We start from the raw sequence: 12,617 nt of genomic DNA, 5'->3' as shown, positions 1-12,617 counted from the left end.
TTATACCTCGCTTTCTTTGATGATAACATTACCCAAAGCTTCTCCATAAGCACTTTGGAGATTTTTGTTAGTAAAGCACTGGGGAATATAATCTGCACAGACAAGCTTTTTGTTGAGAATAATCAGATAGTCAAAGTATTCTTTTACATTATGAAGGTTGTGGTGCACGATAATGACTGACTTACCTTCTTGTCTCAGCTCTTCAAGAATTTTAATGATAATCTTTTCGCTAATCATATCGATACCAACAAAAGGCTCATCTAAAAAGTAGTAATCAGCCTCTTGGGCCAGGGCGCGTGCAATAAAAACCCGTTGAAGTTGTCCACCAGATAAGTCGCTGAGTGGCTTATCCTTAAAGGCATCAAGACCTAGTCTATGCAAGGCTTGATGTGTTTTTTCTTTCTCTTTCTTCCCCGGATTCTGAAACAACTTCAAATTCGGATAGGTTCCTGTTAGAACAGTATCAAAAACCGTGATTGGAAAACTGAGATCAATTTCGCTACGTTGTGCGACATAAGCAATTTTTCGCTTGAAATTTTTGATAGGTTGGTTATCAATAGTGGCTTTTCCTGACTTGACAGGCACCATCTCTAAGATACTTTTCATCAAAGTTGATTTTCCAGCGCCATTTGGTCCAATAATCCCTGTACAGGTAGCTGCTGGAATGTCTAGTGATATATCGTCTAAGGCTAAGTTTCCTTTATATTCAACGGATAAATTAGTAATCTTTAACATCTCTCCCTCTTCATTTTTAAAAGTTCACAGTGAGTGACTGTTGGCACCCAAGATACTTGGTGTTAATAGCATTTTTTTAGTTTTGAAAATGTGGTCTACTGAAAGCAGCACACGGACCAGTAATAATTTTTTATAAGCCTCTTTTTCTCCAGATTTGAGAAACAGGGTTTTAAACGTGAAACATTATTCATTGTAAGTGAGTTAAATAACATTTTACAGGTTATGCTAAATAAAGTCAAATATTTTATAGGTGAGGCTATAAAAAATGCAGGCGAAGATAAAACCCCGTTCCTATCAGGAAAAAATAAGTGCTACATTCTCTTTTCTCATCAAACACTCATTTCATTTGACCTTTTTTTTTTTTTATACTATAGACTCAGAAAGTAAACGTAACATTAGAAATGAACTTGTAATGAAAATACAAAACCACACGTTACGTCAAAGGAGGAATTTATGACACCAGAAAAGAAAAAACAGCGGCGGCTGCGCAACCTCGCACTCCTGTCGCTCTTGTTACTCGCAGTAGGCGGCACCTTCGCCTTCCAAGCCTTCAACCAGCGGGCCATCAATGACCGGCTGAATGAAGTGGACATCAATGTCGGCGGCCGTGTCCACGACTACTACAACCGAGACACGGAAAACAAGGACGTCTTCGTGGAAAACTACGGCGAACGGCCAATCATGGCACGGATACGCCTGTCCGAGTTCCTCGAAACCCGCCAGCGTAATGAAGCCAACTTCACGCCCCTGGTCGCAGGGACCAGCCGTGAGGATGTAGAAAACTGGACCACATGGATTCCCAGCGCAAACGACATCACCGACCGTGAAAACTCTAATGCTTCAAATGCCTTCGACCAGTACGCCAACCTCATCTTTGGTTGGGAACGTTCCGGTCAAGATGCCCCATGGTATATGCCGACCTTCAACCATGACAACCTGGACTTAAGAACAGCAGCGGCAGGTCATGCGCGGGACTGGATCGAAGGGAACGGTGCTACAGATGCGGTCACAGACGGAGCGACACATCCGGGAGATGGTATTGATGCTTACTGGTCAGCAAACGAAGACTTTGACAACAGTGGTCCAGTCTGGCCGGGGGAAGAAGTGACCAACCAAACCGCCCAGAACCTTCCCCAAGACCGTGCCCCAATGACCATGAACCAGTGGAGCAATCTGCCTAACGAAGACAAGATAGGGAACTTCTGGGTGGTTGACCCGAACACGGGCTGGGCTTACTGGGCCAACCGACTGGACCGGGAACAAGCCACCTCTTACCTGCTAGATGCAGCGGAGATGACGGCTGCCATTGAGGACAAGGTCTTTAACGGCTTTTACTACTATGGGATTCATGTCGAGAGTGGCTTAGTGAGTCCTGACCAACATGAGGAATTCCTCAATGACGGGGAGCAGCACCATGCGGAGCTGGAAGACTTTCTCCAAGGTATCCAGAATGGGGTGATGTACGATGACGGCCCGAACCCACTGCCTAACGAAGACAGTGCACCAGCAGACTTTGACTTTTCAACCATGCGTCCGGGCCGTATCTTTACTATGGCTGGGGAGCAGTATCGTTACCTTGAAAACATGGGTTCTGGCAATCATATGATTATTCGGAATGAGGCAATACGCAATGTTTCTTGGAACGATCAAGAGGCAGAACTGGTTTCTTGGTATGACGCCCTACATGCGGATGTTCGGACTATGGTTCAACCGGTTTCAGATAATTTTGATACAGGAGCGGTCAGGCATGGCGATCTGACTTGGACAGGTTCAACTCAGGCATGGCTACCAAGTAACTTGACAGATTTTCCACTGGTTGCGGCTGATGTGACTGATGTTGATACAAGTGGAGCTCCTCGTGCTTTTGCCCTCTCCTTAGCTGATGTAGCACGTTTATCAGGAAGCGGGCAAGCTTTTCCTAATCCAGCAGGACGTATAGGTGCCAATAATAGTTGGTGGTGGCTTCGAACTCGTGCTCTAGTAGGGCATTCTTGGGTTATCCTCCATAGAGGACATGGACAAGACTTAAGCGGGGCCCTTAATGGAGGACATACATCACAGGGCGCAAATACTGGTGGAGGGTCCCGCCCCGCCCTCATCATCAACCAATCGAACTAAAGACAAACTTACCAAACAAAAAATCACTCAAACTGGCATTCTTATGTGCCAAATTTGAGTGATTTTTTAAGATAAAGCTATTGATACAGCTGCCTTAACGTGTTAAGCTTGACTAAGCTTTGCCATCGCTGCTGAGTTTCAGAGGCTTTTCAGCTTACCACGGAATTCATCAATGGACCGATAACCTTTTTCATCCATGATTTCCTGTAATTCTTTACTAATTCGCGCAAAAATTCCGGGTCCCTCTTTGTGGAGAGCTGTTCCGATTTGGAGCATGGTTGCACCACAGAGCAGGTGTTCAAAGGCATCATGCCCTGTTTCAATACCGCCTGTCCCGATGATTTGAATTTCTGGTTTAAGCCGTGTATAGAAAGCACGAACATTAGCGAGGGCAGTAGGTTTGATGTATTGTCCTCCCAGACCCCCAAAACCATTTTTAGGCTTGATGACAACGGCTTCCTCTTTAGAATCGATGAATAGAGCATTGCCGATACTATTGACAGAATTCACATAAGTGAGAGGGAATTTGTTAAGGATATCAGCCATTTGGTCAAAATGCACCAAGTCAAAATAAGGAGGAAGCTTAACGCCAAGTGGTTTTTTAAAGAAGATGAAAACTTTTTTGAGAAGGTCTTCGGTAGCCTGAAAGTCATAAGCCATCTGAGGCTTTCCTGGAACATTTGGACATGAAAGGTTAAGTTCAGTAATTCCGGAAAAAGCACTGTCTTGAATAAGTTTCAACATCTCGATATTTTCTTCTTGGCTCATCCCCGCAATAGAGAAAAAGAGTGGTGTTTCTTGATGCTTTTGTTGTCCTAAAGCATAGTCTAGATAATAGTGAAAACCTAGATTAGGCAACCCCATCGAGTTAATGCTTCCAAGGGCTAAGTCAACATAACGCGGCGATGGATTTCCCTCTCTTTTTTCTAGAGTTGAACTTTTCGTGATATATGCCCCAGCCTCAGATTTTTCCAAGTCTTTCAACTCCTCAATAGTCATACAATGCACACCAGAAGCATTCATAAAAGGATTGGAAAATTTAGCATGAGCAAAAATTGTTTCTTGTTTCAAATCACTAAACCTCTTTCATAATTTTTACTATTCTATCATGATTAGCCGAGAAATTAAATGATTAAGTCTAAACAGCTGGAAAAAACTTATTTCTCTTTGCTTTTCTACTAATATGTGTTACTGTATAGTTGTATTAGTTAATACAGATTAGACAGGGGTGAAAATGGAAAAGAATACAGAGATGCTGAAAGGCGTTTTAGAAGGGTGTGTATTACAAATCATTAGCCAAGGGGAGACCTATGGTTATGAGATTACCCAGAGATTAAAAGAGCATGGCTTTGTCGATGTAGTTGAAGGGACAGTTTATACCATAACTTCTAGACTTGAACGTCAAAAACTATTAGAAACAGAAAAGAAAGTTTCAGATAAGGGACCGGCACGGAAGTTCTTCAGGATCAATGAGGCAGGAAGGCAAGAGCTGGCTGCTTTTTGGACGAGGTGGGATTTTCTTTCAGAAAAACTTGCGGAAATAAGGAGGGACAGATGAATTTTTGGGATAGAGTAACAGGAAGAGATATGACTCTTGCTCAAGCGGATTTTGAAAAAAGAGTAGCTTATTTGCCAGAAAGCTATCGGATTATGTGGGCTGAACTAGAACCAAATATCCAAAGATACAGTGCTTTGACAGGGAGAAATCTTATCCCGATCATGTCGAGTTTGCTGGACTTCTTTGAAGAGACGGCATCTGACTATGCAGACGTTTCAGCTGTGATTGGTGAAGACAAGGAGGCTTTTGTTGCAGAACTCTTTGACCAGCGTAAGCCTATACCTTACATGTCCTACCGTGACAAGTGTCGTGAACAGCTTAACCGTAACGTGTTCAAAAAGCTAGGAAGGGACTAAGATGAGTTTTCAGGAAATGAGAGATGGAAAAAAGGAATGGCGTATCTTGCAAGCGGCTGTAAAAACTTTGCCAAAAGACTATTACATCGTCTATCGAGAAATACAAAAATATTTTTTCAAAATTGGTGTTACAGATACTCAGGTTTTTCGTGAACTGCTGGAGATTTTTGAAGATGGAGTACTGAGAGAGGTAGACATTTTGCAAGTGACCGGAAGGGACATTGCTGCTTTCAGTGACAGTTTACTCAGACAGGATGACCTTTGTGAAAAATAAAGAAGGCAAATCTCATGAAAAGAGAAACGTTTCACAGGTGTACAAGAAGACACTGGTGAGCGTTTTTTCTATGGTGGCGGAAATCTGAAAAATAAGAAAATGGAATTACATTAATTAGTGCGATTCCATAAATCTGGAGCTACCGATAATACTACCTGTGTTTCAGTGAACAGCTGGAAAGCAGGAACAAAAGCATGTTTTGAGTTTAATACAATGCAAGAGTTTGAAAAAATTGAACCAGCTCCTGAACTCCTACTCCTGATTGGAGGATTTGAGGAAGAAGAAGTTCTGCTGGCTACATTAATGCTCCAGCAGATTTTTATTCCCCTTGCTATTCCGACAGGGCGGTGTTATAATAAAACTAAATAAAAAGGACTTGCGCTAACAAGTCCCGTGTAGCCGTATTAAGAACGGTAGCAAAGTTAACGTAAAATAACGTCACTCGCTAAAGTTGGACGTTATTTTTTTATCGTTTTTATTTATCACTGTAATCATTAATAACGCAAGTGCAATCATCAATGAGAGTGTTTCATATATCGACAAAATTTGTCGCCTTTCTGTATTGTGAGGTTATCGCCTACAATTTTTCATAAGCATCACCTCCAGTTAGGCTACCGTCCATAAACTTCTACTGGGCTATTATATCATATTAGTCACTCTTTCAAAATACGTTACAGTATGATTACAGCACAAAAAAAGACCTCGATAAATCGAAGCTATCCGCCTGATAAGGTTGTTATTTTGACTGTCATTTGATTCATTCTTATCCGGGCTTATTCCTGTGACTATTGCAAGAAGCAGAGGATATAAGGCTCTATTACCTCATATTGTCTTTCATTCTGACTATAGGGGAGTTTTTTAATTGTTGCTTTCATAATGTAGTTATAAATGAAAGGGTAGTATTGGCTCCCTTTGCAGAGTCGCCTTATCTCTTGGAGGCGGCTTAGAGGCGGCGAGAAAGACAAAAAAAAACGAGAATATTTCCCGTTTTTTCTTTATCCATTCATAAATAGACCAGTCTCTATTTGAGAGTCATTGAAGAAGTATTTTGTTTAAATTTTTAATAACTCGCTTAAGGGGCAATACGTTTACGGTTCGCCTTTTTACGGTTTTCTTGGACAAATTCCCATTTGCGCTCTATAGGATCAATACGACGTTTTTTATAAATGACACCAGCAGCCACTAAAGCTGCAAGAGTAACGACCTTACCGGCAACAAAACCGGCAACAAAATTTTTATTCATAATATATACCTCCAAGAGTGATTATTAGCGCGCTAGACGTTTTCTTCTGGCACGCTTTTGATTTTCAACAACGACATCTTTTTTTAGATTGGGATGCATTTCAGCATCAATCAATCCTTTATGTTTAGCAAACATCACAGCCGTTCCAGCTACTGTGATTTCAATAGCTTTTCCGATAAGATAGCCCTTAAGATATTTATTCATCCTTTTCTCCTCCTATGTTTGTCAATCATGATGATACTTTTAGAAATGTATAAGTTTATTATAACACTTGTAAGCTTCTAAGCCCAGTATTTTAAGCTGCTGCATATGTAAAACAGACGAAATATTTGAAAGTATTAAAAATTATTGTTATCTTAAAAAGAGGAGCATCAGAGTGCAGAGGGGGAGGGGAAGAGAGCATGAAAAAGAAGTGGTTATGGTTAGGTCTGCTTTTGCCTATTTTCGGAATTATTATTGGAGTGATGTCGGAAAAAGTGGGGGATAAAGAATCTAAAGCGAAGACTCCGTCAGTTAATACCTATATAAAAAGTGTAACCTTAAAAGATTTTAGCATTGAGGTGAAGTCCGAAAATAAAGAGCAACAAATTTTGGTAAATTATCCTAAAACTAAAAGTAAGAAAATCAATCAAAAATTAGAAAGTTTTTTAAGCAGTGAGCTTTCAGCTTTTAAAAGAGCTACCCTTGAAAATAATCCAAAAGAGAAAGGAAGTTTCTTTCAGTCTTTTGAAACTTATGAGTTATCCCCTGATATCGTGAGTTTTAAGTTTAATGTGATGCGAAAAAACAGTCCGCTGCTGCAAACAGAAAGTCAAGTCATTACGAAAACCTATGATTTAAAAGAAGAAAAAGAATTACAAATCTCAGATCTGCTTAAAGAAAAAGAGGATCTGCAAAGTATTTCTAAGTATATTTATGACAAATTTTCAAAGGAGCAGCGTTATTCCACACAAAAGGCAAAGGCGGTTTTACAAAGCGGATTAAAGGCTGTTGAGCAAAATTTTAATACCTTTGTTTTGAATAATAATTCTTTAGTTTTCTATTTTGCCCCGCATCAGATAAACAGGGATACCAAGAACTATGTACAGGTTTCCCTTCCACTTCGTGAGCTTGGAGAAGTTGTGACTCCCCGAATCTTAGTAGAGCATTTGAAGGAGGAAGCGGAGAAATCAAAAGTAAAAATTCCTTCTGCTCGACAGGTTAGAAATAAACAGCTTGCCAGCAAGAAGCTCGTTGCTTTAACTTTTGATGATGGGCCAGATCCACAAACTACGCCGCGCTTGCTCTCTATTTTGAAAAAAGAAAATGTGCCCGCAACATTTTTTATACTTGGTAATCGTCTTGCGCTTTATCCGGAAATAGTGAAGCAGGAGTATAAGTTGGGACATCAAGTAGGTTCTCATACTTTTAATCATCTGAACCTTCCGCAACTTCCCATGAAAGAGGTTCAGGAGGAAATCAAAAATACAGCAGATTTAGTCCAAAAGACTCTCGGTATTGCCCCACAAGGCTTACGTCCGCCCTATGGAGCAACAACGCCTGAAATCAATGCGCAAGCACAAACACCAATCATTCAATGGAGTGTGGATTCTTTAGATTGGAAGAGTAAAAATGCAGACCAGATAGAACAGGTTGTGATGAATGAAGTCTATGACGGCTCCATCATTCTCATGCATGATATTTACGATAGCTCTGTTGATGGGGCAGAAAAAGTAATCAAGAAACTAAAAAGGCAGGGCTATACTTTCGTCACAGTAAATCAACTGATTGAAGCGCGTGGAAAGCTCGAAAATTCTCAAGTTTACTTTAATGCAACGAGATAAAATTTTACCTCAATTTTTTGAGGTTTTTTATATCGAAAAATAATTCCCGAAGTCAAAAATGCTATATGCTATAATAGAAAGAAACAGTAGAAAAGTAAAAGTATGAAGAAAAAGAAAGTTTTAGTGGTTGTGGGTCCTACAGCCGTGGGAAAAACAGCTCTGGGGATCCAGTTGGCTCAGAAATTTGGAGGGGAGATAATCTCAGGAGATTCGCAGCAAGTTTATCGGGGACTGGATATTGGAACAGCTAAGGCGAGTCCAGAAGAGCAGGCTGCTGTGGTGCATCATTTGATTGATGTACGTGATGTAGATGAGAGCTATTCTGCCTTTGACTTTGTCCAAGAAGCAACACAAAGTATTGAACAAATTATTGAAGCAGGAAAAGTCCCCATAATAGTAGGAGGAACAGGACTTTATATTCAGAGTCTTCTTGAGGGATATCATCTGGGAGGGCAGGCACATCATGAGGAAATGATGACATTACGTAAAAATCTAGAGGCGCTGTCTGATGAAGAACTCTTTGCGCGCGTGACACAAGAGATTCCAGAGCTCAATCGGAGAAGGGCAGTGCGTTTTCTAGAATTAGAAGCTTTCGGTACAGGTGAAAATCAGAAACCGGACTATGAATTTTCTATCCTCGGCCTCAGTAGTGAACGGTCAGAGCTTTACGCGCGGATTAATAGCCGAGTAGACCAAATGATGGACGAAGGGCTTCTTCAGGAAGCCAAATTTTTATTTGAGGGCTATCCAGATGTCCAAGCAGCTAAGGGGATCGGCTATAAGGAGTTTTTCCCCTATTTTGCAGGAGAATGTTCACTTATGGAAGCGGTGGAGCTTGTGAAAAGAAATTCACGAAGATATGCTAAGCGTCAGCTGACTTGGTTTCGTAACCGTATGAATGTTGATTTTTATGATGTGTTATCAATGGATTATCCGGAAAATGCTATAATGTGTGCAAAAGAATTTTTAAATATGGAGGAAAGAAGTGAAAAATAAGGAATATATTGATTTAGGCTTGAAATACGGTGGCTATATGGCTCAGGATAGGGTTTTTCTAGAAAATCGTTTAGAGAGCCTGACTGACGAAAAGGAAAAAATGCTTTTGGTAACACCGCCTTCAAGTGTTATCAATGCCTATTTTGCAGAGCTTTATCAAAAACGTTCTCCTCAGGATGCGACCAAGTATTTCTTTGCGCTATCTCGTGACTTAGCGATGTTTCAAACGCAACCGAATTTTCATTTGGAGGGAAAAGAAGGGACGGAAAACTTCCGTTTTGTGCGTCTGAATATATCAGGAAAATCCTTTGGCTTTTGTTACCGCAATGCTCAAGAGGAAGCACTTGTTTTCAGTGAATTTCCGCTTAAGATGACCACACAGATTGTTTATGAAATTGCGCAAATTTTTCCTCACTATGTTTTAGAGCAGGAAAACGAATACTTGGTTATGAAGAAAGCTGATTTTAAGGGGAGATTTACAGATGTGCATGAGCTCTCAGACTTGACAACAGCAGATGAAAATGAAAACTATATTCGTTTGACAGGCTATAATTTTGAAGATTTGCTTTTGCAGGCTGAAAAAATCGGTTATCTTAAGCCCCTTCTTTATCAAGCGGAGAAAAACAAATGTTACATGTATATCTCTAAAGGATTTTGATTGGAATATTCTGAAAAATGAGGTATAATTAGGGGAGAGAACTAAAGTAGGGAGAGTTTTTATGTTAACAGTTTCGCTTATCATCGTTGCGGTTTTCTTCATCATATTCTTGGTGAGTGTAAGTACATTATTTTATGTTATTAAGCAGCAAACGGTAGCAATCATCGAACGTTTTGGGAAGTATCAAAAAACGTCTTCCGCAGGTTTTCATATAAAATTGCCTTGGGGAATTGACCGCGTTGCTGCCCGCATCCAGTTGCGCTTATTGCAAAATGAAATGACCATGGAAACCAAGACAAAAGACAATGTCTTTGTCACGATGAATGTTGCTACACAATATCGTGTTAATGAAGAAAACATTAAAGATGCTTACTATAAGCTGATGAATCCTGCGGAACAGATTCAAGCTTATATTGAAGATGCTCTTCGCTCCGCTGTGCCTAGGTTGACTCTGGATGAAGTCTTTGAGAAAAAAGATGAGATTGCTTTGGAAGTACAACATCAGGTTGCAGAAGAAATGACTACCTATGGGTATATCATCGTTAAAACACTCATCACTCGTGTAGAACCTGATGCAGAGGTTAAGCAATCCATGAACGAAATCAATGCTGCACAACGTAAACAGGATGCTTCACAAATGCTTGCTAACGCAGAGAAGATCAAGATTGTTACCTCAGCGGAAGCGGAAGCAGAAAAAGATCGTTTGCGTGGTGTGGGTATTGCAGAGCAGCGTAAGGCCATCGTTGATGGACTTGCCCAACAAATCATTGAAATTAAAAACACAGGTGCAAGTTTAACGGAGGATCAAATCATGTCGATTCTCTTGACGAACCAGTATCTGGACACTCTCAACCAGTTTGCGAATGGCGGTAATTCGACGATTTTCTTACCAGCTAGCGCGGACGGTATTGAGGACCTTCGCACACAAATCTTGAGTGCCTTAAAGGCCAAATAAAATTTGATAATAGAGAAAAGAAGCTCCTTCTGGGGCTTCTTTTCTTCATGTCTAAAGCCAAGTCCCCAGCCAAACCACCCACCCTTTTCTCATCAAACACTCATTTCATTTGACCTTTTTTTTTTTATACTATAGACTCAGAAAGTAAACGTAACATTAGAAATGCAAATGTAATGAAAAATCTAAACCAAACGTTACGTCAAAGGAGGAGTTTATGACACCAGAAAAGAAAAACCAGCGGCGGCTGCGCAACCTCGCGCTCCTGTCCCTCTTATTGCTCTTGGTAGGCGGCACCTTCGCCTTCCAAGCCTTCAACCAGCGGGCCATCAATGACCGGCTCCGGGAAAACACCCCCGGCGGCCGTGTCCACGACTACTACAACCGTGACACCGAAAACAAGGACGTCTTCGTGGAGAACTATGGCAATGTGCCCCTCATGGCCCGTATCCGCCTCTCCGAGTTCATGGAGAAACGCTCAGTAGGAGATACAGACTTCACCCCTATAGTGAACAATACCGTCCGTGACCAAGTGGATACTTGGACGGTCATGCGTCCCTCAGAGAACAACCTGAACACCCGTGTAGATGACTCGGCAGCCTTCAACACCTACTCCAACCTAACCTTTGGTTGGAGCCGTTCAGGTCAAGATGCCCCATGGTTCATGCCGACCTTCAACCGGGACAACCAAGACCTGATGACAGCAGCGGCAGGACATGCCCGTGACTGGATCACAAGCACAGCCACAGACGGTGTCACAGACGGCGCCACGCATCCGGGAGTCGGTACAGATGCCTACTGGTCCTCTGGCGACAGCTTTGATAACAGCGGACCAGTTTGGCCGGGAGAAGAAGTCACCCATGATGCAGCTCAAAACCTGCAACAAGAGCGTGCCCCGATGACCATCAGCCAGTGGGCAGCCTTACCTAATAACCTGAAAGTCGGGAACTTCTGGGTCATCGACCACCAAACAGGTTGGGCCTACTGGGCGAACCAACTTCAAGCAGGAGAGACCACCTCTTACCTCTTGGATGCAGCACAGATGACCGCAGCAGCGAATGCTATCCCGGGAGAATATTACTACGGTATCCATGTGGACGGGCAACTGATCAGTCCCGACCGTATCAATGACTTCTTGGCTGCAGATCCAGACTATACGCATCATGATGACTTGTCAGACTTCCTGACAGCTGTACAGAATGGCTCTATTGATAACAACTGGGGGAACCCGGGACCAGATGACAATGTCCAACCCGACCAAATCAACTTTAGCATCATGGCACCGGGGACCATCTTCACCATGGCTAATGAGCAGTATCGTTATTTGGAGAATCAAGGTGGTAGGAATCATTTGATTATTCGAAATAATATAATTACACATGTCAATTTTCCTAATACAAATCAGCGTCTCACCGACTATTATAACAACCTTGATTCGGCGGTCCAATCTATGATTCAGCCTGTGTCTATACCTTCTCCTGCACCTAATGTTGCGGATGAAGACATTATTTTTACAGGCAATCGTTGGCTACCGACCAATCTGAATGATTTCCCCCAAGCTGCGGCTGATTTAACTCGAGTTGATTCAAGTGGTAGCCCCCAAGCCTTTGTTCTCTCCTTAGCAGATTTAGTTCACTTATCAGGACCAGGCCGCGCTTTTCCCGATCATAGATCGCGTGGATTTATTGTAAATGAAAATCTTACTCATTGGTCCTGGCTTCGGACTCCTGGAGCTCACCCAGGTTACATGTGGTCTGTGCTTGGTAATGGAAATATAAGTGGATTCCGCGATGTGAATCATCATACTTTGTGGGGAGGACTGCGGCCTGCCCTCATTGTCAGACAATAAAATCCATTACATAAAAACACTTAACACGGCATTCTACATGCCCATTGGGTGTTTT

15 protein-coding genes are annotated in these 12,617 nt (G+C 41.8%); 10 read left to right on the top strand and 5 right to left on the bottom strand.

Features of this window, described 5'->3' with window-relative positions:
- Positions 1-735: a metal ABC transporter ATP-binding protein gene (locus ACGHCK_RS04595; protein ID WP_251423916.1), complete on the bottom strand. Its 735-nt coding sequence runs from the start codon at positions 733-735 to the stop codon at positions 1-3.
- Between the two features lie 453 nt (positions 736-1,188).
- Between ACGHCK_RS04595 and ACGHCK_RS04590 the strand changes: the two genes are divergently transcribed.
- Entirely contained in the window at positions 1,189-2,853 is a 1,665-nt protein-coding gene (locus tag ACGHCK_RS04590; protein WP_394304488.1) for a hypothetical protein, read from the top strand.
- 138 nt (positions 2,854-2,991) lie between these two features.
- Here the strand turns inward: ACGHCK_RS04590 and ACGHCK_RS04585 are convergent, their stop codons facing one another.
- Positions 2,992-3,924 carry a dihydroorotate oxidase gene (locus ACGHCK_RS04585; RefSeq protein ID WP_271328537.1) on the bottom strand — a complete coding sequence of 311 codons (933 nt, stop codon included), beginning with the start codon at positions 3,922-3,924 and terminating at the stop codon, positions 2,992-2,994.
- 163 nt (positions 3,925-4,087) lie between these two features.
- Between ACGHCK_RS04585 and ACGHCK_RS04580 the strand changes: the two genes are divergently transcribed.
- The 4 genes from ACGHCK_RS04580 to ACGHCK_RS04565 all read left to right on the top strand — a co-directional run bounded on the left by ACGHCK_RS04580 (position 4,088) and on the right by ACGHCK_RS04565 (position 5,410).
- Positions 4,088-4,411, top strand: a complete 324-nt coding sequence (locus ACGHCK_RS04580; RefSeq protein ID WP_202231588.1) for a PadR family transcriptional regulator — start codon at positions 4,088-4,090, stop codon at positions 4,409-4,411.
- The gene (locus ACGHCK_RS04575; protein WP_251423935.1) at positions 4,408-4,767 is read left to right on the top strand and encodes a DUF1048 domain-containing protein; all 360 of its coding nucleotides are present in this window, start codon (positions 4,408-4,410) and stop codon (positions 4,765-4,767) included. The genes ACGHCK_RS04580 and ACGHCK_RS04575 overlap by 4 nt, the downstream gene beginning before the upstream one ends.
- A gap of 1 nt (position 4,768) precedes the next feature.
- Positions 4,769-5,041: a DUF1048 domain-containing protein gene (locus ACGHCK_RS04570; RefSeq protein WP_202231586.1), complete on the top strand. Its 273-nt coding sequence runs from the start codon at positions 4,769-4,771 to the stop codon at positions 5,039-5,041.
- A gap of 165 nt (positions 5,042-5,206) precedes the next feature.
- Positions 5,207-5,410 (top strand): hypothetical protein, encoded by a 204-nt coding sequence (locus ACGHCK_RS04565; RefSeq protein WP_237460030.1) that lies wholly within the window; start codon positions 5,207-5,209, stop codon positions 5,408-5,410.
- 69 nt (positions 5,411-5,479) lie between these two features.
- Here the strand turns inward: ACGHCK_RS04565 and ACGHCK_RS04560 are convergent, their stop codons facing one another.
- From ACGHCK_RS04560 to ACGHCK_RS04550, 3 genes are all read right to left on the bottom strand, one after another.
- Entirely contained in the window at positions 5,480-5,584 is a 105-nt protein-coding gene (locus tag ACGHCK_RS04560) for a putative holin-like toxin (RefSeq protein ID WP_338147191.1), read from the bottom strand.
- 529 nt (positions 5,585-6,113) lie between these two features.
- Positions 6,114-6,284 carry a DUF3042 family protein gene (locus ACGHCK_RS04555; RefSeq protein WP_251423944.1) on the bottom strand — a complete coding sequence of 57 codons (171 nt, stop codon included), beginning with the start codon at positions 6,282-6,284 and terminating at the stop codon, positions 6,114-6,116.
- A gap of 24 nt (positions 6,285-6,308) precedes the next feature.
- Entirely contained in the window at positions 6,309-6,488 is a 180-nt protein-coding gene (locus ACGHCK_RS04550; protein ID WP_202231583.1) for a DUF3042 family protein, read from the bottom strand.
- A 125-nt stretch (positions 6,489-6,613) separates the two neighbouring features.
- Here ACGHCK_RS04550 and ACGHCK_RS04545 point away from each other — a divergent pair, with 125 nt between their 5' ends.
- From ACGHCK_RS04545 to ACGHCK_RS04525, 5 genes are all read left to right on the top strand, one after another.
- Positions 6,614-8,107: a polysaccharide deacetylase family protein gene (locus ACGHCK_RS04545; protein ID WP_394304487.1), complete on the top strand. Its 1,494-nt coding sequence runs from the start codon at positions 6,614-6,616 to the stop codon at positions 8,105-8,107.
- 102 nt (positions 8,108-8,209) lie between these two features.
- Complete coding sequence (gene miaA / locus ACGHCK_RS04540) at positions 8,210-9,103, top strand: tRNA (adenosine(37)-N6)-dimethylallyltransferase MiaA (protein ID WP_251423950.1); 894 nt, start codon at positions 8,210-8,212, stop codon at positions 9,101-9,103.
- Positions 9,093-9,761, top strand: coding sequence for a hypothetical protein (locus tag ACGHCK_RS04535; RefSeq protein WP_202231580.1), 669 nt, complete (start codon positions 9,093-9,095; stop codon positions 9,759-9,761). The genes miaA and ACGHCK_RS04535 overlap by 11 nt, the downstream gene beginning before the upstream one ends.
- Positions 9,762-9,822: 61 nt before the next feature.
- Positions 9,823-10,716, top strand: a complete 894-nt coding sequence (locus ACGHCK_RS04530; protein WP_202231579.1) for an SPFH domain-containing protein — start codon at positions 9,823-9,825, stop codon at positions 10,714-10,716.
- 214 nt (positions 10,717-10,930) lie between these two features.
- On the top strand, positions 10,931-12,562 hold the full coding sequence (locus ACGHCK_RS04525) for a hypothetical protein (RefSeq protein ID WP_394304486.1): 1,632 nt from the start codon (positions 10,931-10,933) through the stop codon (positions 12,560-12,562).
- The last annotated feature ends 55 nt before the right edge of the window (positions 12,563-12,617 follow it).

The organism is Lactococcus muris, assembly GCF_042849115.1.
GTDB lineage: Bacteria > Bacillota > Bacilli > Lactobacillales > Streptococcaceae > Lactococcus > Lactococcus muris.
Note: the sequence above shows the minus strand (reverse complement) of the source record. Positions and strands in the feature narration are given on the sequence as shown.